Source organism: Nocardiopsis ganjiahuensis DSM 45031 (assembly GCF_000341085.1).
Classification (GTDB): domain Bacteria; phylum Actinomycetota; class Actinomycetes; order Streptosporangiales; family Streptosporangiaceae; genus Nocardiopsis; species Nocardiopsis ganjiahuensis.
The window spans coordinates 192,811-214,434 of the sequence record NZ_ANBA01000013.1 but is presented as its reverse complement, the minus strand read 5'-3'; the positions used below and the strand labels follow the sequence as shown (position 1 = coordinate 214,434).

Genomic DNA, 21,624 nt, shown 5'->3' with positions numbered 1-21,624 from the left:
TCAGATCACCGTCTGGAAGTTGGCGGCCCAGCCCTGCATGGCGATGGTCATCTGCGTCCAGAGGCCGGTGACCATGGCCAGGCCGACCAGGACGAGCATGACACCGCCGAACACCGTGACCGTTCGGGTGTGGCGCTTGAGCCACCCGAACGCGTTCAGCGCGCGCCGGTAGACCAGGGAGGCGAGGATGAACGGCAGGCCCAGACCGACACAGTAGACGAGGGACAGGAGCATTCCCCGTCCGGCGCCGCCCTCGATGAAGGCGAGGGTCTGGACGGCGGCCAGGGTCGGTCCGATGCACGGGGTCCAGCCCAGGCCGAACAGGACGCCGAGGAGCGGTGCCCCGGCCAGACCGGCGCGGGGGAGCCGGTGGAACCGGAACTCGCGGCCGAACCCCGGCAGGAGGCCCATGAAGGCCAGGCCCAGGACGATCGTGAGCGCGCCGAGCACCCGGGTGATGGGGTCGGCGTAGTCCATGAGGAGGTCGCCGAGCCAGCCGATGAAGCCGCCCACGGCGACGAACACCAGGGTGAACCCGGCGATGAAGAGGATGCTGCCGGTGACCATCGTCCACCGGCGCTGAGCGAGTTCGGCGTCGATGTCGGCCACCGTGCCGGTGGCCGTTCCGCCCCCGCCGACCGCCGCGCTCTGCCGGCGCTCACGCACGTGGGAGCCGCTCATGCCGGACACGTAGGACAGGTAGCCGGGCACCAGCGGGAGCACGCACGGGGAGAGGAAGGAGACCAGGCCGGCGGCGAAGGCGAGGGGCGCGGCGAGGAGGAGGGAACCGGTCAGGACGGTGGTGCCGATCGGATCCATCAGCTGTCCCCGTCCGCGGCGCCGTCGTCGGCTTCCCGGCCGGCGTCCTCGGCGGTCCCGGAGTCCTCGTCGCCGTCCTCGGCGGCCTCGGAGCCGTCCTCCTCCGCGCCCTCGCCGTAGCCCTCCTGCTCGGAGACGCGGGGGCGGTCCTCGGGGTCGCCGAGGTCGAACTCGACCACCAGCGGGTCGAGGAGTCCGGTGAGCTGCCCGTAGGTGGTGGGACCGATGACCCGGGCGGCGATGTCGCCGTCGGGGTCGATGATCAGGGTGCTGGGGATCGCGCGGGGCGGGACCGTGTCCCGGAAGGCCTGCGGGATCTCGCCGGGCTGGTCGTACAGGCTGGGGTAGAGCACGCCCTTGTTGTCGGTGTAGGCGACCGCGGCGGTCTCGTTGTCCTTGATGTTCACACCGAGGAATTCCACGCCGAGGTCGCCGTACTCGGCGTGCACCTCGTCCAGCACGGGCTGCTCGGCGCGGCAGGGGCCGCACCAGCTGGCCCACACGTTGAGCACGAGGATCTCGCCCGCGTAGTCGCTCAGCGCGAGTTCGTCACCTTCGAAGGTGGTTCCGGTGACGTCCGGGGCGGGCTCCCGCTCTCCCGCCTCGAAGACGGTGGCGCTGCCGTCGCCGGAGATGAACCGGTCGTCCTCGCCGCCGGTCTCGATCTCGGTACCCCCGGCGCATCCGGACAGGGCGAGGACGGCGGCCAGCGCGGCGGCCGACAAGCGCGGCACGGCACGGCGGCGTCGCGTACCTGTACTGGTACTGGGCATCGAGGCGACCTCGCGAACGGGGTGTGAACAGGGCGGACTACAACAACGACAAAGTGTAGTAGATGCTCTGGGGCCCACTCCGCCGCCCCGGGGCTAGAGGGTGTTCCGAACCGCCGCGCGGCGGAGCCTCCTCGCGAGCCGGTCGAACGCCGCCGCGAGCTCGTCCCCGTCGATCACTTCGATGTCGGCGTCGAGCTGCGTCAGCCACAGCGCGAGCCCGTCCGGGTCGTCGGAACCCAGCTCGACACGGCACGTGGACTCGTCGACCGCCTCGACGCCGACCGGGAGGGGGATCTTCGCGGCTACCTCCGCGGCGGGAGCGTGCACGAGTACCCGGGCGCGGTACTTCCAGGACGCCTTGCTGACGCGCCCGACGACGTACTCGACGACGTCGTCCGCCGGGACGGCGCGCGGCCGGAACCGCGCACCCGTCGGTGCGTGCGCGACCATGCGGTCCACGCGGAAGATCCGCCAGTCGTCACGGTCGAGATCCCACGCGAGCAGGTACCAGAGCGGACCCCAGCTCACCAGCCGTTGCGGTTCGGTGTGGCGGGCCCCCTCGGCGGCCCCCGGCTTCGTGTAACCGAACCGGAGCCGTTCGCGACCGCGGATCGCGGCGGCGACCGCGCCGAGGACCGAGAGGTCGAGCGGCGGTTCGGCCCCTGGAACGACGCTCGTCGCCTCGCGCACCGCCTCGACGCGCCGACGCAGGCGCGAGGGCAGCACCTGCTCCAGCTTCGCGAGCGCGGTGAGCGATGTCTCCTCGACGCCGCGCCTCTGGGTCGCGACCGTCCCCAGTCCGACCGCGACTGCGACGGCCTCGTCGTCGTCGAGCAGCAGCGGGGGCATCGCCGTCCCGGCGGCCAGCCGGTACCCGCCCGCGACGCCGGGGCGCGCGTCCACGGGGTAGCCGAGCGACCGCAGCTTGCCGATGTCGGCGCGCACGGTCCTCGGGCTCACCTCGAGCCGGCCGGCGAGCTCGGAGCCCGTCCAGTCGCGCTTGAGCTGGAGCAGTGACAGCAGTTCGAGCAGGCGGGCCGAAGTCTCCAACATGTTCCCGATCATCCCGGAAATCGCGGAAGCCGGTCTGCCGCATTGGCTGAGAGCGTCGGCTCCATGAACGAGAACAGCGCACTCACACCGTTCCGCGTCCACGTCCCGCAGGCCGACATCGACGACCTGCGCCACCGGCTGGCGCACACGCGCCGGCCGGCTCCCGTGCCGGGCCGGGACGACCGCACCGACTTCAGCCGCGGCATCCCGCCGGTGTACCTGGAGGAGCTCGCCGAGTACTGGCGCGACGGGTTCGACTGGCGCGCGCAGGAGGAGAAGCTCAACGAGCACGAACAGTTCACGACGGTCGTCGACGGCCAGACCTTCCACCTCGTCCACGTGCGATCGGCGAACCCGGAGGCCACCCCGCTGCTCCTGAACCACGGCTGGCCGGGCTCGTTCGTCGAGTACCAGCGGCTCATCCCGCTGCTGACCGACGAGTTCCACGTGGTCGTCCCGTCGCTGCCCGGCTTCGGGTTCTCCACCCCGCTGTCAGGGACCGGCTGGGAGCTGGCGCGGACGACGGAGGCCTACGCAGAGATCATGACGCGTCTGGGCTACGAGAGGTTCGCGGCCCACGGCACCGACATCGGTGCGGGCACCACCGGCCGCCTCGCGGCGCTCCACCCGGAGCGCGTCATCGGCACGCACATCGGCGTCGATTCCCGGTTGCTCGGGTTGCTCGGCGACAAGTTCCCCTACCCCGAGGGCCTGTCCGATGACGAGAACGCCCGGATCGAGGCCGTGCGCGCCGAGTACGCGGCAGAGCGCGGGTACCTCGCGATGCAGGACCACCGTCCCGACACGATCGGTGCGGCGCTCACCGACTCGCCGGTCGGCCAGCTCGCGTGGATCGCCGAGAAGTTCAGCACCAGGGCCGGCGGCGCCTACCGGACGCCGGACGAGTCGGTGGACCGCGACCAGCTCCTCACGAACATCAGCCTGTACTGGTTCACCCGCAGCGGCGCGTCGAGCGCGCAGTTCTACTACGAGTCCGAGCACTCCGGGACCGACCTGCTCATGGCCTCCGACGTGCCCTCCGGCTGGGTCGTGTTCGACACCCACCCGCTCGTGCGCCGCGCGATGGATCCGGGGAAGGCGATCGGCCACTGGAGCGAGTTCGCCGAGGGCGGCCACTTCCCCGCGATGGAGGAGACGGAGCTGCTCGCGGACGACATCCGCACCTTCTTCCGCGGCGTTTCCTGACTCCGCGTCAGGACCGTGCCCGGAGCGGCGCTCGCGAGGCGGGTGTTTCCCGGTGGGGGCGATGCTGGGGACTCATCGCCCCCCGGGTTGTCGGCGGTCCGGGTGCTTGGCGTCTCGCCCCGCACCCGGGCCCTGCCTGGCCTGTCAACCAGCCTCGACGAAAGCCTCGCGGAGGTAGTCGTGCACGGCCCGTTCGGGAACCCGGTAGGAACGCCCCACACGAATCGCGGGGAGAACTCCCGAGTGCACCATTCGGTAAACGGTCATCTTGGACACACGCATGATCGTGGCGACCTCCGCCACGGTCAAGAACCTGACCTCTTCGAGAGGCGGCTTGCTCCCGTTCATCTTCCGACGCCCTCATTCCCGGACGTGAGCAATTGTCTACCGTTCAGCCCTGGCGCGCCTGCGGTGGGTGGGCGACCCCGGAAAACCTGTGCCCGTCCCACCGACACGCCAGCGTGTCATGCTGTCACTACTGACACGTCCGTTTTCAGAGTAGAGCCGAGTTCTCTTCTGCGGAAGGTCGTTTGTGCTGTCTTCCGGGTTATACGTTGAACACGGGTCAGTTGAGGTTTAACGGTGGGTATAAATGGTCTTCCCTGCTCAGAGAAGGCCCGCTCTGGCGAGGACGTAGTCGCGCAGCGGGGCGTAGTCCTCGGGCAGGTAACCGTCGTCCAGAGGCACCGTGACCAGTAGTTTTCCCTCGTGTTCGGCGAGGAAGAGCGCCGGGTCGTTGCAGTCGGCGAAGCCCATCGTGGGGAGGCCCGCCTCCCCCGCGGCGCCCGCGAAGCCGTGGTCGGCGATGACCAACTGCGGCCATGCCTCACCGCGGTCGGAGAGCTCCCCGAGGATGGCCCGCATGGCGAAGGGGTGGTGGCTGTGCCGGGGAAGGTGCCCGTCCGTCACCAGGGCGACGTCACCCTTCCAGACGACGATCCGGCGGTTGGGCGGCCGCTCCGTGGTCACCTCGTAGGAGTATCCGCCCGCCGCGGTGACGACCCTGCAGCCGCGCCCGACCAGGGCCTCCTTCCAGGCCTGGTAGGTCTCCCGGAGGTTGCGGGGGTGGCCGGTGGCGAACATGACGCTCTCCCGGCGCTCGGCCGCCAGCGCCAGCCGGTCGCCGAGGGCCTCCAGGGCGTCGATGGTGCGGTCGGGGTCGATCGTGTCGATCCCCCAGACGTACTCCTCGTCGCCCACCACACCGCAGCGCTTGTTCATCAGGGACAGGACCTCGGAGTAGGTCCAGTCGTGGGAGAAGGTCAGCCCGAACTGGTGGTACGGGTCCTTCTGCACGAGCCTCCGGTAGTGACGCAGGTTGTTCTGCCGTGGGGTGTCGACATGCCCCGCGATCCCCGTGCGAACCAGATAGGTGATGAGTTCAGCGCGTGTCGGCGGCGTCACCTGCGTTCCCTTCCTCGTCTGCGCGGCGAGCCTGTGACACGCCGCGCGACCACCACGGCGTCGGCTCCTGTTCGCCCGGTATTCATCCTCTTCCTACCCGCTGAACGCACGCCACGCGGCAATCGCGGAGATTTCACCAGGGCGTGATGAGAGCGGCGTGGTCCGGGACGGGGAGGGGTGGGCGAGGAGCGGACTCAGAGCGTGGGGTCGATCCCGTGGCTGGGGAAGACCGCGGTGCGGGTGGCGTGGATGGCCCGGTCGACGGGGTCGCCCGGGTCGTAGCCCTGCTCGAACGGGGTGAAGGAGACCCCGCGGCCGTCGGTCATGTAGAGCGGGGCCAGCTCGCCGGTGCGCCGGCGCACGAAGTCGCGCCAGCCCTGCGGCGTCTCGCTGTCCGGGTCGATGGGCGAGCCCGCGGCCTCGGCCAGCAGGTGGGTCCAGGCCCGGGGTACGACGTGCACGAGGCCGTAGCCGCCGCCGCCGAACAGCAGCCAGCGGCCGCCCGCGGTCTTGCGCGCCAGTTTGTGGAGCTCCTCGTAGGCCCGGCGCTGACCGTCCACGCTGAGTGTGAGGTTGGCCAGGGGGTCGAGGGCGTGGGTGTCACAGCCCTGCTGGGTCACCAGGATCTCGGGCTGGAACTCGTGCAGCAGCGGCGGGACGACCGCGTCGAAGGCGCGGTGCCAGCCGGTGTCCCCGGTCCCCGCGGGCAGGGCGACGTTGACCGCGTACCCCTCGGCGTTCGGACCGCCGACCTCGGAGGCCTGCCCGGTGCCCGGGAACAGGGTCACCGGTGACTCGTGGAGGCTGATGGTGAGGACCCGGGGGTCGTCGTAGAAGGCGTTCTGGACGCCGTCCCCGTGGTGCACGTCCACGTCGACGTAGGCGATGCGCTTGGCACCCTGTTCCAGGAGCCAGGCGATGGCCAGCGCGGGGTCGTTGTAGACGCAGAAGCCCCACGCGTTGCCGTGCATGGCGTGGTGGAGGCCGCCCGCGATGTTGGCGGCGTGCGCGCTCTGTCCGGTCCACACGGCCTTGGCGGCGGCCACCGAGGCGCCGGAGATCAGCGCGGAGGCCTCGTGCATGTCACGGAACACGGGGTTGTCGGTGGTCCCGAGCATGTGGGCGTCGTCGGGCTCGAGGGTCCGGCCGGCCCGTTTGACCGCTTTGATGTAGGCGGGGTCGTGCACCAGGGAGAGGAGTTCGTCGGAGGCCGGTTCGACGTCCAGGAGATCGACCCCCGGCCCGTCGAAGACGCCGAGCTCACGGCTGAGCGCCATGGTCAGCTCGACCCGGATCGGTGCCATCGGGTGCTGCGGCCCGAAGTCGTAGGCAGTGAGTCCGTCGTCCCATGCCACCCGAAGCGAGCAGGACGTGCGCCCTCCCATGTGGTGACCCCCGTTTCAGGTGTGCGTGCTTCGAAGCACACAGTACGCAAGAGAGGGTCCGGACAGAACCCCGGGGGTGGTTGCCGCCGGGAAGGGAGCGGGCCCCGGTGTGAAGGAGTCCTTCACACCGGGGCCCGGGACACGGTCGGTCGGCACCTTCACGGAGCCGCCGTGGAAGAGGGCTTCGGGTCAGCCCTCCTCACGGTAGAAGCAGTCCGCGTAGGTCTCTCCGGCCTTCATGTTGACGTCACCGTGCAGGGGACGGTCGAACAGGCTCTCCGTCGAGCCGATCAGGATCCGGTACTTGCCCGGGTCCAGCGTCAGGTCCATGGCGTTGGCGTCGCTCAGACAGGACGTGTCGGTCGGCGGGGAGGAGACGTCACAGTCCGCGCAGGGCTCGATGATGACCTCCCCGTGCACCTTGTCCGGGCCCACGTAGAGGAAGCGCATCTCCTCGTCGGTGTAGTTCACGTACTCGACGGAGACCTTGCCGCCGCCACCGGTCTCGAACGGGGCCGCGTCGAGGTCGCTCTCGCCGAGGAGGACCGCCCGGTCCATCTCCGCCTCGATCCGGCCGGCCCCGGCGTGCGTGACCAGCTTCTCGACGTCGTCGGCCTCGTGGTCCGGGTACTCGGCCGCGAGGTAGTCCGCGCGGGCCTCGGCGTCGTCGAACTCACCCGCGTCGACCTGGGCCCAGCCGCAGTTGAGGGCCGCGTCCGGGAGCTCCGTCTCGATGCGGTCGGCGATGTCGGGGGCCGCGTCCCAGTCGAGGCCCTCGAACATCTCGATCTGGTCGAAGCCCGAGCACCAGCTCTCGCCGGCGTAGTCACTGGTGGCCAGGTCGTACATCTCGGTCAGGGCCGCGGGGACCTCCGCGGCGGCCGGGGTGTCGGAGAGGTCCTCGGCGATGAAGGCGTAGGTCTCCTGCGCCTGGCGGTAGGTCCCGCTGACCTCTTCGGTCACTTCACCGGCGTAGAGCTCCCCCGCCTCGGCGGCGAGCTGGCCGGCGTAGTCGAACTGGATCTCGGCGATGCTGCCGTCGGTGTCCTCCCAGCGGGCGGCCTCGTGCGCGAAGTAGTCGGTGTAGGACTCCAGCGCGAGGTCGTAGTCCTCGTTCCTGACGTCGGCCTGAGCGCTGTTCAGGAGTCGGCAGGCCTCGCTCCCGGCGCGGGCCCGGTCCATCAGCGAGGGCGACATGGAGAGCTGGAAACCGCCCTCCACCTGGCCGTAGACGTCGGTCGCGGTGTCGCAGTCACCGCGCGCGTGCGCGGCGTCCGCGACCCGGAGCCGCCACTCGCCGGTCTGCCAGACGCCGACGAGCGACAGCATCATGGCCACGACGAGGCAGGCCGCCAGGATGAGCGGCTTGGACCGGGCCGCGGGCGGCACGCCCTGGGCCATGAGGCGCCGGTCGTGCTGGCGGCCCGCGAAGAGGCCGTGCACGACGGTGGCCAGGACCCAGGCGAGCAGCGACGGAACCCAGGTGAGCAGGTTGTCGGCGGCGCCCATGACGGCGGCGGTGACCAGCAGGCCGATGGTGACGGCCAGGGTGATCCCGAAGAACACCCAGCTGCGCAGGTAGAAGTAGCCTGCGCCGAGGCCGGACAGGTTCAGCAGCGCGGCGCGCAGCCCCGACTTCGACTGGAAGAGGCCGAGCGGGGGCAGGGGCGGGGGCATCGGCGGGCCGCCGAACTGGCCGGGGCCGCCGGGACCGCCGGGACCGCCGGGACCGCCGGGGGGCATCCCACCCGGAGGCATCCCACCGGGGCCGCCGGGGCCACCGGGACCGCCAGGCGGCTGTCCGAAAGGCGGTGGTCCGCCGGGGGGCGGCCCGCTGAAATGACCGGGCGGGGGGCCGCCCGGTCCCATCGGGGACACTCCACCGGAGGGGGTGCGGCCGAGCGGCGGCTGCCCTCCGGACGGTGGGCCTCCCGGGGGCGGTCCGCCGGGAGGCTGACCGCCGGGGGGCTGACCCCCGAACGGGGGCTGGCCACCGGTGGGGTTCTGCGCGGCGGGGTTGCCTCCCGTGGGGGAACCCCCAACGGGATTCTGCGGGCCGCTCGGTACAGGGGGAGGCGTCGCGGGTCCGGGCTGGCCGGGGTTGTTGGACGGGTCCGAAGGGGGTTGAGGAGTTGTCATGGGGCCCCGGAATCAGTGAAGAGGGGAACACGTACACAGGCGGGAGGGTAAGGAGGGGCGAACCCCTCTTATCCCGACTTTATTCACCAGGTACGACGCCGCGTCCAGCGCCCCATGACCAGTCGACCCCCGAATTCGATATGTGATATGCGTCACATATGCTGCGGCCTAGCTCTCGGAGAGCGCCCGGCTCCGGTCCCGGGCCGCCTCGATGGCGTCCGTGAAGGCGGTGCGCACCCCGTGCCGCTCCAGCTCACGCAGGGCAGCCGCGGTGGTTCCGCCCGGCGAGGTGACGGCCTCGCGCAGTACCACCGGGTGCTCCCCCGAACCGTCGAGCATGGCCGCGGCGCCGGTGATCGTCCGGCCGACCAGCCGCTGCGCCGTGACACGGGGCATACCCATGGCGACCCCGGCCTCGATCATGGTCTCGGCGATGAAGTAGAAGTAGGCCGGTCCGCTGCCGGAGATGGCGGTGACCGTGTCCATGTGCTGTTCGCCGACCCGGAGCACCTCGCCGACCGTGCCCAGCAGCTCCTCGGCCCGGTCCAGGTGCGCGGTGCCGGTGTGCGCCCCGCCGGAGACGGCGGTCATCCCCTGGCCCATGAGCGCGGGGGTGTTGGGCATCGCCCGCACGACGGGCACACCCGCGGGCAGGTGGCTTTCCAGGACGGCCGTGGTCAGCCCGGCGGCAACGGAGATGACCAGGTGGTCCTTGGACAGGTGCGGCGCGATGTCGTCCAACAGGGCGAGCATGTCCTGCGGCTTGAGGGCCAGGAGCAGGGTGTCCGCGTGCTTGGCGGCGTCCTCCGCCGGGACCGTCTCGACCCCGTAGCGGCCGCGCAGCTCCGCCGCGTGCTCCTCACGCGGCTCGGTGACGAGCACGTCCTCCGGAGCGTGGCCCTTGGCCAGCAGCCCGGCGAGCAGCGCCTCGCCCATCTTTCCTGCACCGATGATCGCGATCATGAAGGGGTCCTCTCTGCGAGTCCCCTCCACGCTAGCCGCCCCCGGACGCCGGAACCGACCGGTTGTCTCATCGGTCGGACAACCGGCGGCCGCGACCGCAGCTCCGGGGGCCGGCCCCCTCAGTCCTGGTCGACCGAGCCCTCGTCGTCGACCGATCCACCGGGGTCCACCGAGAAGCGCCGGGGCGGGGACTGCGGGCGCCTGCGCAGCAGCGCGATGCGCTCGCGGCGGTCCAGCCGGGGTTCGGGGTTCTGGGGTCCCTGCGCGAAGTGCAGCCGGGTGAAGGCCAGCGCCTCGGCCAGTTCCCGCATGCGCGCCTGGCGGTCGGCGGCCTTGCGGGTGCTCACCTCCAGGACGAGCTGGCCCTCGTAGCCGTTGCCCGCCAGGTGTTCGAGCAGTTCGGCGACGGGCTGGCTGCCGCGCCCGGGGATGAGGTGCTCGTCGAGGTTCTGGCCGCCGAAACCGTCGGTGACGTGTACGTGGGAGAGGCGGTTGCCCAGCTGCTTGGCCATGTCCAACGCGTCGGAGCCGGACATGGCGGTGTGCGACAGGTCGAGGGTGACGTCCGGGTAGTCGCGGTCGAGCGGGTTCCAGCTCGGCGCGTAGGGGACGACCTCGCGGTCGCGCACCCGCACCGGGTACATGTTCTCGACGGCGAAGACCACGTCGGTCTCGTCCTGCATGCGGGCGACGCCGTTCTCGAAGTCGCGGGCGTACTCGCGCTGCCAGCGGAAGGCCGGGTGCACGACGATCGTCTTGGCTCCCAGAGCCTCGGCCATCTCCTTGGAGCGGACGAGTTTGCCCCAGGGCTCGCGGCCCCACACCCGTTGGGTCAGCACGAGGCAGGGCGAGTGGACTGCGGTGACGGGCATCTGGTGGTAGTCCGAGAGACGCCGGAGGAGTTCGATGTCCTGGCTGGCCGGGTCGGAGGAGACGAGGACCTCAACACCGTCGTACCCCAGCTTCGCCGCGATCTCGAAGGCGGCCGGGGTCTTCTCCGGGTAGACCGACGCCGACGAGAGGACCACGGGCGCGTCTGGGACCTGGATAGGGCTCACGAAACCCAGACTATGCGCTTCGCGGCGCTTTGGGGCGTCCGACTCCGTGAACGCGGCGTGGCGCTGAACCGCTTCCGGTCGGCTTCACGGTGTCCCCGTGACAGGAGGGACGGCCGCGTCCCCGGGTGCACGGGGGCGCGGCCGTCGGAGAACGGTGGAGCAGCGGCGCGGTCGGCGGGGTTCAGAGCCGGACGGCGCCTGCGAGGTTGTGGCGGGTCACGTCCCGCTCGGAGATCGTGCCGCCGGAGCTCGGGGCGTCGATCATGCGGCCGCCGCCGAGGTAGATGGCGACGTGGTAGGCGTACCCGCCGCCGTCGGTCCAGTAGAGGACGTCACCGCGCTCGGCGTTCGCGTAGGTGACCCGGGTCCCGGAGTTGACCTGGTCGTGGGCGATGCGGGGCAGGCTCACGCCGGCCTGCTTGAAGGAGTACTGCACCAGCCCGGAGCAGTCGAAGGAGTCCGGCCCGGTCCCGCCCCAGGCGTAGGGCTTGCCCTTCTGGGACTCCGCGGCGCTGATGGCCTTCTCGATGGCGGAGGCGGAGAGCGCCTGGTGGATCCGTTCGGCGCCGCTCTCCGCGGCGACCGCCGGAGCGGTGGGTGCGGGCTGGGCCAGGGCCGGGGCTCCCCCGGCCACCAGGGCCGTGGCCGCGAGGACGGCGACGGCGAGTGCGCGTGGCGTACGGCGACGCGACTGAGCGGGTGCGGCCTGCCGCCCCGGGTCCGTGGTGGAACGGCAGGCCCGCGTTTGCTCGTGGTGTCGCGGTAGTCGCATGACGTGGTTCTCCCTGCATGGTCCGTCGGGGCCGTCCGCGCCACTGTGACGCGGATCTCCTGACCCCCAACACACCACCATTGGTCACACAGACGTCACGAGAAGTCACTCTCCGTAGTCTAATCGGTATCCAAAGACGGTAAAGACTGCTTGACCTCGGTGGACAAAACGGTCAGCGAACCACCAACCAACCATCCGTCCCCGAGCCCGGTGACCGTGCGTCAGGGCTGCGGGACACCCAGGGCGTCACGGACGAAATCGGTCGTCGCCGCCATGCCGAGGTTGTTCGGGTGGATCGGCGCCCCGTCCTCCGGGATCAGCCCCTCGACCCAGCGGGTGTCCGAGCCCTGGCAGACGTCGTGGCCGCGCTCGAAGGTGTCGACGAAGACCGCGCCCTGGGCCTCCGCCTCCTCCTTGAGCATCGCGTTGAGGGCCGTCTGGGCCGCGTCCAGGAACGGCACGTCGCCCCGGGCGATCGGCGTGCTCGGCCAGCAGCCGCCGCTCTCCGGCAGGATCTGGAGGTAACCGATGCTGAGGACCGTGGCGTTCGGGCTGCGCTCCGCGATGTCCGCGTAGACACCCGAGACCTCGCCCCGCATCCCTTCGATCCGATGGTCCAGCTCGTCGCCGTAGTGGCTGGCGCACGGACTGCCCCACGGGTTGCCCAGGCTCCGCTTCGCGCACTCGACGAGGACCTCGGAGAAGCCGAAGTCGTTGCCCGCGATACCCACCGTGACCAGGTCGGTCTCGGGCCGGAGCGCGTCCAGCTGCGGGGGTGCGTCGTCGAACTGCGCCTCGTAGAAGTGGCTCATCACCGCGCCCGAACAGCTGACGTCGGTGATCTCGGCGATCCCCAGCTCCTCAGCGAGGCGCTTGGGGTAGTTGACCGAGGACTGCATGCAGCCCAGCAGCGGCATCTGGGCCCTGACCATGGGCCCGGCGACGAACGAGTCGCCGAGGGCGACGTAGTGGCCGAACGCGGCCGACTCGACCTCGTCGGCCGCGACGGGGGCGGTGGCCAGTGAGACGCCCAGGGCCGCGAGGACCAACGGCGCGCTGAGGCGGGCGAGCCCGCGCAGGGCTCCGGGGCGCGCGGAGCTTCCGGGGTTCGCGGAGTCCGTGGGGGAATGGGGGACGGCGGGCGGTCGGCGCAAGCGGAACACGAGGGTTTTCCTCTCTCCAAGGAGCGGGGGCATCGGAGTGTTCGGGACTCGGGGGACGGAGGGTGACCGTCCCCACACACACTCTTTAACATGATTGACGAAACCGGCGCCCTAACTCGTAGGTAACTTTCTTGTGCCCTCTGGGGCGCACCCGTTCCAACGAGGTCTGTCCTTCACAGCCGTTAGCGTGTCGACCATGGCAAAAGCAGCGAAGACCACGTTCCGGTGCGCCGAGTGCGGATGGAGCACCCTCAAGTGGGTGGGGCGCTGCGGCGAGTGCCAGGCCTGGGGCACCGTCGACGAGGCCGGTCCCCCCGCGCCCTCCGCCGTCGCGGCCGCACCGGTCACCTCCCGGGCCCGCCCCATCACCGAGATCAGCGTGGAGAGCGCCGAGGCGGTGCCCACCGGGGTGGACGAACTCGACCGGGTCCTGGGCGGCGGCGCGGTCCCCGGCGGTGTGGTCCTGCTCGCCGGCGAGCCCGGTGTGGGCAAGTCGACGCTCCTCCTCGAGGTCGCCGCGATGCGCGCCGCGCAGGCCCCCGTCCTCTACATCACCGGCGAGGAGTCGGCCGGCCAGGTGCGCCTGCGCGCCGAACGCCTCGGCGCCCTCTCCGACCAGCTCTTCCTGGCCGCGGAGACCTCTGTGGCCACGCTCGCCAGCCACGTCGACGCGGTGGCGCCCAAGCTGCTGATCGTGGACTCGGTGCAGACCATGGTCTCCCCGGAGGCCACCGGCGTCCCCGGCGGTGTCAACCAGATCCGGCAGGTCACCGGGGCGCTCATCCAGATCGCCAAGGAGCGCGGCATCGCGACCGTGCTGGTCGGCCACGTCACCAAGGACGGCTCCATCGCCGGACCCCGCATGCTGGAGCACCTGGTGGACGTCGTCCTCCACTTCGAGGGCGAACGCCACTCCCAGCTGCGGCTGCTGCGCGCGGTCAAGAACCGCTACGGGCCCACCGACGAGATCGGCGTCTTCGAGCTCACCGAGAAGGGCATCTTCGGACTGCCCGATCCCAGCGGCCTCTTCCTCACCGAACGGACCGACCCGGTACCGGGCACCTGCGTGACCGTCACCCTGGAGGGGCGCCGCCCCCTCATCACCGAGGTGCAGGCACTGGTCGCACCGACCCCGCTGCCCGCGCCCCGCCGCGCCACCTCGGGTCTGGACACCTCGCGGGTGAACATGATCCTGGCGGTACTGGAGAAGCGCACCGGGATGAAGCTGGCCAACATGGACGTGTACGCCTCGACCGTGGGCGGGGTGAAACTGGGCGAGCCCTCGGTGGACCTGGCCCTGGCCATGGCCGCGGCCAGCTCCAGCAACGACGTCCCGCTGCCGAGCGGGTTCATCGCCATCGGCGAGGTCGGCCTGGCGGGCGACGTCCGCAGCGTGAACGGGGTCCGGCGCCGGGTCGCCGAGGCACAGCGCCTGGGCTTCACCCAGGCGGTCGTGCCCAAGCACTTCGGCGACCCGATCCAGGGCATCCGGGTCCACGAGGTGGAGGAGCTGAGCGAGGCCCTGTCCTGGGTCGAGCGGCGCCGCCGGCGCCGGAGCCCCAAGAGCGAGTCCGCCGAGGAGTAGCCGACCGCCGGAAGCGCCCTGCCCTGGAGCTCCGGACCTGGAACCCGGTGCCTAGAAGTCGAAGACCGCGCCCTTGGTGTTCTTCATGGCGCACTCGTTGCCGAAGGTCTCCTGGTACTCCTCGGCCCCGGTGACCCGAACGGTGACCGGTCGGTACTCCAGCGTGCAGACACCCCCCGACTCCATCCGCACACTGGCGATGTCACCGTGCTCGTCGATGAGGCGGCAGGCCTCCTCGGCCCTGGGGTGGCTGCCCCCGGCCGGGTCGCAGTCCAGGGCGGTCCGGCGGTCCGAGTCCTGGACACCGCCGAGACCGCCCTCCGAAGAGAGGATCTCGAGCGTGTAGCCGGTGGCCCCTGCGTGGTCGGTCTCGGGTTCCGCGTACGCGGGCGCACCCAGGGAGAGCGCGAGGGCGGCGGCACAGGTCAGGGCGGTGGCGATGCGTTTCACTGGTCAACTCCTGGGACGGGGACACCACTTCACCACGAATAGTAACGACTAGGTGACTGTTCGTCGTGAAGTTTGCGGGAACCCGCCCGGTCTCAGGCCTTGAGCTGGAAGACCAGCTGGTCGACGCTGCCGACGTAGTCCCCGCGCAGATTGGCCTTGTACCAGCCCGGCTGGGCCTTGGCGCTGCTCTCGCGGCAGTCGGTGAAGGAGCGCTCCAACTCCCAGGTGATCGTGTACTCGTGCGGGGTGCCCCGTTTGAGCTGGCGCTCCTCCTCGGCCTTCCCCTCCACGCAGTCGGCGGAGGAGTAGACCCGGTCGTCACCGGAGTCGAGCCTCAGCTCGAACGCCTCGGGCCCCACGTCCACGGTGCAGGTCTGCTCGGCGACGTTGACCACCGTCACCTTGAACTCGGGGCCGGCGCCGCCGCCGTACACCTCACGGTCCCGCTCCGCGAAGTCGAAGGTGACCACGACGTCCTGGGGTCGGCACGGATCCTCGGGGCGCTCGGGCGCGGGGGCCTCGGCCGAGCCCTCACCGGAGCCGCCCTCGGAGCCGTCCCCGGACCCCTCCTCGTCCTTGTTGCCGTCCTCCTCCGAGGGCGACGGGGAGGGCGAAGGGGACGGATCCTCGGTCTCTTCCTCGGTTTCGGGGTCGGAGGGCTCTTCGGCTGGGACACTGGGGGAGGCCTCGGGCTCCTCGACACCCGCCTGGGAGCCCGCCGGATCGGCGTCGTCACCGGTGTCCCGGAAGGCGAGCGCGATCAGTGTGAACACCAGCATCACACCAGCCAGTACGAAGGCCCGTCGCTTCCAGTAGGTCTCACGGCTGACGGGTGCTGGGTGTCCGGTACTTGACGCCATGGGCCGTAGTATTGCGGTTTTGCGCGCCCCTCACCTACTCAACCCGCCGATTTCCCGTTAAAGATGAGCGATAACCCTTACAGCACCGCGGTTCTGGCGTGGTACGAGACCAACGCCCGAGATCTTCCCTGGCGTGCACCGAACGCCTCGTCCTGGTCCATTCTGGTCAGCGAGATCATGCTCCAGCAGACCCCCGTCGTGCGGGTACTCCCCGCCTGGGAGGCCTGGATGGAACGCTGGCCCACCCCCGCCCACCTGGCGAAGGAACCCTCGGGTGAGGCGGTCCGCATGTGGAACCGGCTCGGTTACCCGCGCCGGGCCCTTCGGCTGCACGCCTGCGCCGTCGCCATCACCGAGGAGCACGACGGGAAGGTCCCCGACGACCACGCGACGCTGCTCAGCCTGCCGGGGGTCGGCGCGTACACCGCGGCCGCGGTGGCGAGCTTCGCCTACGGGCAGCGACACGCGGTTCTGGACACCAACGTGCGGCGGGTCCTGGCCCGGGCCGAAACCGGGATCGAGTACCCGCCGAAAGCACAGACCAAGGCGGAGACCGCCCTGGCCGAGTCGCTCCTGCCGCCGACGCCCTCCGTCGCGGCCCGCTGGGCCGTGGCGGTGATGGAGTTGGGCGCCCTGGTCTGCACCGCGCGCGCCCCGCGTTGCGCGGACTGCCCCATCGCCGGACAGTGCGCCTGGAAACTCGCGGGCAAACCCGCCCACGACGGCCCGCCCCGGCGCGGACAGACCTACGCGGGCACCGACCGGCAGGTGCGCGGCAAGCTCCTCGCCGTACTGCGCGACTCCCCCGACCCCGTGGCCAAGAGCGCGCTGGACGCGGTCTGGGACGACCGCGTCCAGCGTGAACGCGCCCTCGACGCCCTGGTCTCCGACGGCCTCGTCGATCCCCTGGAGGACGGCCGCTACGCGCTGCCCGGGTAACCCGGCGCCCCGCCCAGGGTCCGCCGGCCCGGCGGACCGGAGCGCTCAGTCCATCCGTGCGCCGAGGACGCCGGCGCCCTCGGCGTCGAACTCCGCCTGGGTACCGCCGAAGCCGCCGCTGCACGGCGCACCGGGTTCCGGGGAGTCCGGGCTCTGCTCGTACTCGTTCAGGAAGGCGACCAGTCGCGGGTCGGAGGCGTCCTCCAGCTGGAGCTGTGCGCCCCAGGCCGAGGCCACCATCGGGGCGGGCAACCCCTCCATGGGGCTGACCAGCACGTAGGACCCGGAGACGTGGTGCGAGGCCAGCGCCTCGACGTCGGACGAGCTCAGCGACGGGTCGTAGGTGATCCAGACCGCGCCGTGCTCCAGGGAGTGGACGGCCGCCTCGGTCAGGACCGGCTCGTCGTAGACCCCGCAGTTCTGCCAGAAGCCGTAGTGCTCACCGCCCACCGGCGGGAACTGGTCGTAGTCGACGGTCTCGCCGGTCTCCACGTGCTCCCGGGACAGGTCCTCGAAGGTCTGGACCCCGTCGGCGTCCGCACCACCGCTGCCGGCCGTGCCGCCGCCGCTGGAGCCGGAGCCGGGGCTGCCGAACATCCACATCCCGCCGAGGACCACGGCTCCCACCAGGAGCAGTGCGAGCACGACGCCGCCGGCGATCAGCCACGGCGCCGCGGAGCTCTTCTTCGGCTGGGGCGCGGGTGCGCCCGGGTAGCCCTGCGGCGGGTAACCGGGCGGCGGGTAACCGGGGGGCAGCCCCTGCGGCGGATAGCCGGGGGGAGGACCCTGCGGCGGATAGCCGGGCGGAGGCGTTCCCTGCGGCGGGTAACCGGGGGGCGGCCCCTGCGGCGGGTAACCGGGCGGCGGACCCTGGCCTGAGGGAGGCCCCTGAGGCGCTTCGTGAGCCCCCGAGGGGCCGTTCGGGGACGGGGAACCGGGAGAAGGCCCCTGCGAGGGCTGAGAGCCGCCCTGGCGGGGATCGTTTGGATAGGCCACGAACCGCACACTAGCGTCCCGCCCCCTCCGGGGTCTCCTCCCGGGAACGACGACGGGGGCACCCCCGAAGGGATGCCCCCGTCCTCAGACCGGAGCCGGTACGGAACCGGCCGGCGGTGCTACTCGCCCTTGGCGGCGGACTCCACCTCGGGGGTGTCCGGCACCGCGGCGGGCTTCGGAACACCCTTGAAGGTGAACTTGGCGTCCGTGCCCTCGCCCTCGGCGTCGATCACGACGATCTGACCCGCCTTGAGGTCGCCGAACAGGATCTTCTCGGAGAGCTGGTCCTCGATCTCCCGCTGGATCGTGCGACGCAGCGGCCGCGCGCCCAGGACCGGGTCGAAACCGCGCTCGGACAGGACCTGCTTCGCCTTGGGGCGGAGCTCGATGCCCATGTCCCTCTCCTTGAGGCGACCGTCCAGGCTCGTGATCATGAGATCCACGATCTGGAAGATCTCCTTCTCGGTCAGCTGGTGGAAGACGATGACGTCGTCCACACGGTTGAGGAACTCGGGCCGGAAGTTGGTCTTGAGCTCCTCGCTGACCTTCGCCTTCATCCGCTCGTAGTTGGTGTTGGCGTCGTCCTCCTTGGCGAAGCCCATGGCCTGGCCCTTGGAGATGTCCCGCGTACCCAGGTTGGTCGTCATGATGATGACCGTGTTCTTGAAGTCGACGATGCGACCCTGGGCGTCGGTGAGACGACCCTCCTCCAGCACCTGGAGCAGAGAGTTGAAGATGTCGTTGTGGGCCTTCTCGATCTCGTCGAAGAGGACCACGGAGAACGGCTTGCGGCGCACCTTCTCGGTGAGCTGGCCGCCCTCCTCGTAACCGACGTAGCCGGGAGGCGAACCGAACAGCCGCGAGACCGTGTGCTTCTCCATGAACTCGGACATGTCCAGCTGGATCAGCGAGTCCTCGTCCCCGAACAGGAACTCGGCCAGGGTCTTGGACAGCTCGGTCTTACCCACACCGGACGGACCGGCGAAGATGAACGAACCACCGGGGCGCTTGGGGTCCTTCAGACCGGCGCGGGTACGGCGGATCGCCTGGGAGAGCGCCTTGATGGCGTCCTCCTGGCCGATGACCCGGCGGTGCAGCTCGTCCTCCATGCGCAGCAGGCGCGAGCTCTCCTCCTCGGTCAGCTTGAAGACCGGGATGCCGGTGGAGGCGGCCAGGACCTCGGCGATGAGCTCCTCGTCGACCTCGGCCACGACGTCCATGTCGCCGGCCTTCCACTCCTTCTCCCGCTGCGCCTTCTTGTTGAGCAGCTGCTTCTCGTCGTCCCGCAGGGATGCGGCCTTCTCGAAGTCCTGCTCGTCGATGGCCGATTCCTTGTCACGGCGCACGGCGGCGATCTTCTCGTCGAACTCGCGCAGGTCCGGCGGAGCGGTCATCCGGCGGATGCGCATCCGGGAACCGGCCTCGTCGATGAGGTCGATCGCCTTGTCCGGCAGGAACCGGTCGCTGATGTAGCGGTCGGCCAGCTGCGCGGCCGCCACGAGGGCGCTGTCCGTGATCGAGACCCGGTGGTGGGCCTCGTAGCGGTCACGCAGGCCCTTGAGGATCTCGATGGCGTGCGTGATCGTCGGCTCGTCCACCTGGATCGGCTGGAAGCGGCGCTCGAGAGCCGCGTCCTTCTCCAGGTACTTGCGGTACTCGTCGAGCGTGGTCGCACCGATGGTCTGGAGCTCACCCCGGGCCAGCATGGGCTTCAGGATGGAGGCGGCGTCTATGGCGCCTTCCGCCGCGCCCGCTCCGACCAGCGTGTGCAGCTCGTCGATGAAGAGGATGATGTCGCCGCGGGTGCGGATCTCCTTGAGCACCTTCTTGAGGCGCTCCTCGAAGTCACCGCGGTAGCGGCTGCCGGCCACCAGGGCCCCGAGGTCGAGCGTGTACAGCTGCTTGTCCTTGAGCGTCTCGGGGATCTCACCCTTGACGATCTTCTGCGCCAGGCCCTCGACGACCGCGGTCTTACCGACACCGGGCTCACCGATCAGCACCGGGTTGTTCTTGGTGCGCCGCGAGAGCACCTGCATGACGCGCTCGATTTCCTTGTCCCGGCCGATGACCGGGTCGAGCTTGGACTCACGCGCGGCCTGCGTCAGGTTGCGGCCGAACTGGTCCAGCACCAGCGAGGTGGAGGGGGTGGACTCGGAGGAGGCACCGGTGGCCTGCGGCTCCTTGCCCTGGTACCCGTGCAGCAGCTGGATGACCTGCTGACGGACGCGGTTCAGGTCCGCGCCGAGCTTCACGAGGACCTGGGCTGCGACGCCCTCGCCCTCGCGGATCAGGCCCAGCAGTATGTGCTCGGTACCGATGTAGTTGTGGCCGAGCTGAAGCGCCTCGCGCAGCGACAGCTCAAGGACCTTCTTGGCGCGCGGGGTGAAGGGAATGTGCCCCGACGGAGCCTGCTGGCCCTGACCGATGATCTCCTCGACCTGCTGCCGAACCGCTTCGAGGCTGATACCAAGGCTCTCCAGAGCCTTGGCGGCGACACCCTCACCCTCGTGGATGAGGCCGAGCAGGATGTGCTCCGTACCGATGTAGTTGTGGTTGAGCATCCTGGCTTCTTCCTGAGCCAGAACCACCACTCGCCGCGCGCGGTCGGTAAACCTCTCGAACATGTCTCGTCGCTCCTCTACAGAGCGGTCAGGCAGGGACGGTCATTACCGACCCAACTCTTCCGCATATAGGCCCCACAGGGATTAACCGCCCCGGGGAGCACTGTCGCACCCGTCCACCTTGCCGACGGCTGTCGACAGAGTGGACGTCTCCGTACGGCCGACCGCAGCCGTCCGTGCCAGAGACTTTCCCCGACGATAGGGCGTTCACCCAACATCCAACTACCAATTGACGCGACAGATTTCCCTGTACGCCGAAGGCGAACGGCCCGGGCACTCCCATCCATCACGAGAGTGCCCGGGCCGCACGTGCGTAAGCCGGATTATCGGCTCTTAGCGAACAAGCCGAAGCCGTGTTGTTCTTCAAGCGGAAATGGTCCGAACCATCTCCGGGCGGGACCCGTCCCGGTCCCGTGTGCGGCGGCCCCTGTGTCGGGCCGACCGCGGAGCGTCTCCCCGGCGGCGGGGCCGGGATGAGCGGCGGGGGCCCCATGGCCCCCGCGGGCTCCTCCTCGACCGAGCCGCCTCGTCGCGACGCGGTCGGGACCGCGTCGCGGCGTCGGCCGCACGTGCTTCCGACCGTGGTGCCGGATCCGCCTCGTCGGCGAGGTGTCCGCACACCACGCTACCCGCCCCGTCCACCGAGGTCGGCGGTGGCGGGCAGCATCCGCCGAACACACCCGGGTTCGGCCGGGCACTCCCCCGGGCCCGGTCAGCGGCCCGATCCTGCCGGGCCTCGCGTCCCGTGGAACATCCCCTGTCGTCCCGATGTCACAGGCTCTCGGTGTCACGGGTCCCGGGGCGGCGGGGTCCGAAGCGCTCGGAATCCGGCGATCCGGATTTCCGACGTCTCGAACGCCCTCACTCATAGGACATCCGGACCGAACCGGGCCTCGGGATGTACGGGTCAAGGACGGCGATCAGCGAGGCGTGCGGCGAAATTTCGATCAAGACCTGACAACATTTCGGCCGCCCGGGGCAGTGGCAAACCTAACCCTTGATCGCCTCATATTCGGCGACGATGGCAGCGGGGATACGGCCACGCTCATTGACGGGCTTCCCAGCGGCCTTCGCCCAGGCGCGAATCTCCGCGCTGCGCTCACGGCTGGGAGCATTCCGGCTACCGCGCCGGGCGGTACCGCGAACCTGCTTCGCGGGAGCCTTGCGGGAGGCCTCGACGAACGGGCTAAGGGCCTCGCGGAGCTTGGTGGCATTACCCGCGCTGAGGTCGATTTCGTACGTCGACCCATCCAGACCGAACGTCACCGTCTCCTCGGCCTCGCCGCCGTCGAGGTCGTCGACCAGGAAAACCTGGACCTTCTGTGCCATGGAATCAAACCTTTCAGAAGAGCGGTGTCTCCACACCTGAATATAAAGCTATCTCGCGAGAACGCGAAAGACAATTCCCGGCGTGCCAGAAATCATCCGGATCCGGATC

General features: G+C 70.3%; 19 protein-coding genes. 3 read left to right on the top strand and 16 right to left on the bottom strand.

What is annotated here, in order from left to right:
• The 3 genes from D458_RS0118840 to D458_RS0118830 form a co-directional block, all read right to left on the bottom strand.
• Positions 1-819 (bottom strand): cytochrome c biogenesis CcdA family protein, encoded by an 819-nt coding sequence (locus D458_RS0118840; protein ID WP_017588308.1) that lies wholly within the window; start codon positions 817-819, stop codon positions 1-3.
• Positions 819-1,592: a TlpA family protein disulfide reductase gene (locus D458_RS0118835; RefSeq protein WP_394296589.1), complete on the bottom strand. Its 774-nt coding sequence runs from the start codon at positions 1,590-1,592 to the stop codon at positions 819-821. The genes D458_RS0118840 and D458_RS0118835 overlap by 1 nt, the downstream gene beginning before the upstream one ends.
• Positions 1,593-1,685: 93 nt before the next feature.
• Positions 1,686-2,645 carry a helix-turn-helix transcriptional regulator gene (locus tag D458_RS0118830; protein WP_026119465.1) on the bottom strand — a complete coding sequence of 320 codons (960 nt, stop codon included), beginning with the start codon at positions 2,643-2,645 and terminating at the stop codon, positions 1,686-1,688.
• A 63-nt stretch (positions 2,646-2,708) separates the two neighbouring features.
• On the opposite strand from D458_RS0118830, the gene D458_RS0118825 reads away from it, so the two are divergent.
• On the top strand, positions 2,709-3,851 hold the full coding sequence (locus D458_RS0118825) for an epoxide hydrolase family protein (RefSeq protein WP_017588305.1): 1,143 nt from the start codon (positions 2,709-2,711) through the stop codon (positions 3,849-3,851).
• 144 nt (positions 3,852-3,995) lie between these two features.
• On the opposite strand, the gene D458_RS0118820 is transcribed toward D458_RS0118825, so the two are convergent.
• The 8 genes from D458_RS0118820 to D458_RS0118785 all read right to left on the bottom strand — a co-directional run bounded on the left by D458_RS0118820 (position 3,996) and on the right by D458_RS0118785 (position 12,735).
• A complete protein-coding gene (locus D458_RS0118820) occupies positions 3,996-4,199 on the bottom strand; it encodes a helix-turn-helix domain-containing protein (RefSeq protein ID WP_013155995.1) in 204 nt (67 codons plus the stop codon).
• 258 nt (positions 4,200-4,457) lie between these two features.
• Positions 4,458-5,255: a phosphatase gene (locus D458_RS0118815; RefSeq protein ID WP_017588304.1), complete on the bottom strand. Its 798-nt coding sequence runs from the start codon at positions 5,253-5,255 to the stop codon at positions 4,458-4,460.
• A gap of 194 nt (positions 5,256-5,449) precedes the next feature.
• Positions 5,450-6,610, bottom strand: coding sequence for an acetoin utilization protein AcuC (locus D458_RS0118810; protein WP_017588303.1), 1,161 nt, complete (start codon positions 6,608-6,610; stop codon positions 5,450-5,452).
• 219 nt (positions 6,611-6,829) lie between these two features.
• A complete protein-coding gene (locus D458_RS0118805) occupies positions 6,830-8,383 on the bottom strand; it encodes a hypothetical protein (RefSeq protein WP_017588302.1) in 1,554 nt (517 codons plus the stop codon).
• A 564-nt stretch (positions 8,384-8,947) separates the two neighbouring features.
• Positions 8,948-9,742 (bottom strand): pyrroline-5-carboxylate reductase, encoded by a 795-nt coding sequence (gene proC / locus D458_RS0118800; RefSeq protein ID WP_017588301.1) that lies wholly within the window; start codon positions 9,740-9,742, stop codon positions 8,948-8,950.
• A 119-nt stretch (positions 9,743-9,861) separates the two neighbouring features.
• Positions 9,862-10,800 (bottom strand): sugar phosphate isomerase/epimerase family protein, encoded by a 939-nt coding sequence (locus D458_RS0118795; RefSeq protein WP_026119464.1) that lies wholly within the window; start codon positions 10,798-10,800, stop codon positions 9,862-9,864.
• A gap of 181 nt (positions 10,801-10,981) precedes the next feature.
• Positions 10,982-11,572: a C40 family peptidase gene (locus tag D458_RS0118790; protein ID WP_026119463.1), complete on the bottom strand. Its 591-nt coding sequence runs from the start codon at positions 11,570-11,572 to the stop codon at positions 10,982-10,984.
• Between the two features lie 221 nt (positions 11,573-11,793).
• Positions 11,794-12,735 carry an SGNH/GDSL hydrolase family protein gene (locus tag D458_RS0118785; RefSeq protein WP_017588298.1) on the bottom strand — a complete coding sequence of 314 codons (942 nt, stop codon included), beginning with the start codon at positions 12,733-12,735 and terminating at the stop codon, positions 11,794-11,796.
• A 196-nt stretch (positions 12,736-12,931) separates the two neighbouring features.
• Here D458_RS0118785 and radA point away from each other — a divergent pair, with 196 nt between their 5' ends.
• Complete coding sequence (radA, locus tag D458_RS0118780; protein ID WP_083936360.1) at positions 12,932-14,320, top strand: DNA repair protein RadA; 1,389 nt, start codon at positions 12,932-12,934, stop codon at positions 14,318-14,320.
• A 51-nt stretch (positions 14,321-14,371) separates the two neighbouring features.
• On the opposite strand, the gene D458_RS0118775 is transcribed toward radA, so the two are convergent.
• A complete protein-coding gene (locus tag D458_RS0118775; protein WP_017588296.1) occupies positions 14,372-14,770 on the bottom strand; it encodes an SSI family serine proteinase inhibitor in 399 nt (132 codons plus the stop codon).
• A gap of 92 nt (positions 14,771-14,862) precedes the next feature.
• Positions 14,863-15,549, bottom strand: a complete 687-nt coding sequence (locus D458_RS0118770; RefSeq protein ID WP_017588295.1) for a hypothetical protein — start codon at positions 15,547-15,549, stop codon at positions 14,863-14,865.
• 144 nt (positions 15,550-15,693) lie between these two features.
• Here D458_RS0118770 and D458_RS0118765 point away from each other — a divergent pair, with 144 nt between their 5' ends.
• A complete protein-coding gene (locus D458_RS0118765; RefSeq protein ID WP_026119462.1) occupies positions 15,694-16,569 on the top strand; it encodes an HhH-GPD family protein in 876 nt (291 codons plus the stop codon).
• A 45-nt stretch (positions 16,570-16,614) separates the two neighbouring features.
• Here D458_RS0118765 and D458_RS0118760 read toward each other — a convergent pair whose 3' ends face one another.
• From D458_RS0118760 to D458_RS0118750, 3 genes are all read right to left on the bottom strand, one after another.
• Complete coding sequence (locus D458_RS0118760) at positions 16,615-17,214, bottom strand: DUF3105 domain-containing protein (protein ID WP_017588293.1); 600 nt, start codon at positions 17,212-17,214, stop codon at positions 16,615-16,617.
• A gap of 470 nt (positions 17,215-17,684) precedes the next feature.
• Positions 17,685-20,189: an ATP-dependent Clp protease ATP-binding subunit gene (locus D458_RS0118755; protein WP_083936359.1), complete on the bottom strand. Its 2,505-nt coding sequence runs from the start codon at positions 20,187-20,189 to the stop codon at positions 17,685-17,687.
• 987 nt (positions 20,190-21,176) lie between these two features.
• A complete protein-coding gene (locus D458_RS0118750) occupies positions 21,177-21,515 on the bottom strand; it encodes a histone-like nucleoid-structuring protein Lsr2 (protein ID WP_017588291.1) in 339 nt (112 codons plus the stop codon).
• Between the last annotated feature and the right edge of the window lie 109 nt (positions 21,516-21,624).

Coding starts and splice junctions, on each gene's coding strand:
- D458_RS0118840 (WP_017588308.1), bottom strand. CDS start 819: ATGGATCCGATCGGCACCACCGTCCTGACCGGTTCCCTCCTCCTCGCC.
- D458_RS0118835 (WP_394296589.1), bottom strand. CDS start 1,592: ATGCCCAGTACCAGTACAGGTACGCGACGCCGCCGTGCCGTGCCGCGC.
- D458_RS0118830 (WP_026119465.1), bottom strand. CDS start 2,645: ATGTTGGAGACTTCGGCCCGCCTGCTCGAACTGCTGTCACTGCTCCAG.
- D458_RS0118825 (WP_017588305.1), top strand. CDS start 2,709: ATGAACGAGAACAGCGCACTCACACCGTTCCGCGTCCACGTCCCGCAG.
- D458_RS0118820 (WP_013155995.1), bottom strand. CDS start 4,199: ATGAACGGGAGCAAGCCGCCTCTCGAAGAGGTCAGGTTCTTGACCGTG.
- D458_RS0118805 (WP_017588302.1), bottom strand. CDS start 8,383: ATGCCCCCCGGCGGTCCCGGCGGTCCCGGCGGTCCCGGCGGCCCCGGC.
- proC (WP_017588301.1), bottom strand. CDS start 9,742: ATGATCGCGATCATCGGTGCAGGAAAGATGGGCGAGGCGCTGCTCGCC.
- D458_RS0118790 (WP_026119463.1), bottom strand. CDS start 11,572: ATGCGACTACCGCGACACCACGAGCAAACGCGGGCCTGCCGTTCCACC.
- radA (WP_083936360.1), top strand. CDS start 12,932: ATGGCAAAAGCAGCGAAGACCACGTTCCGGTGCGCCGAGTGCGGATGG.
- D458_RS0118770 (WP_017588295.1), bottom strand. CDS start 15,549: ATGCTGGTGTTCACACTGATCGCGCTCGCCTTCCGGGACACCGGTGAC.
- D458_RS0118765 (WP_026119462.1), top strand. CDS start 15,694: ATGAGCGATAACCCTTACAGCACCGCGGTTCTGGCGTGGTACGAGACC.
- D458_RS0118755 (WP_083936359.1), bottom strand. CDS start 20,189: ATGTTCGAGAGGTTTACCGACCGCGCGCGGCGAGTGGTGGTTCTGGCT.
- D458_RS0118750 (WP_017588291.1), bottom strand. CDS start 21,515: ATGGCACAGAAGGTCCAGGTTTTCCTGGTCGACGACCTCGACGGCGGC.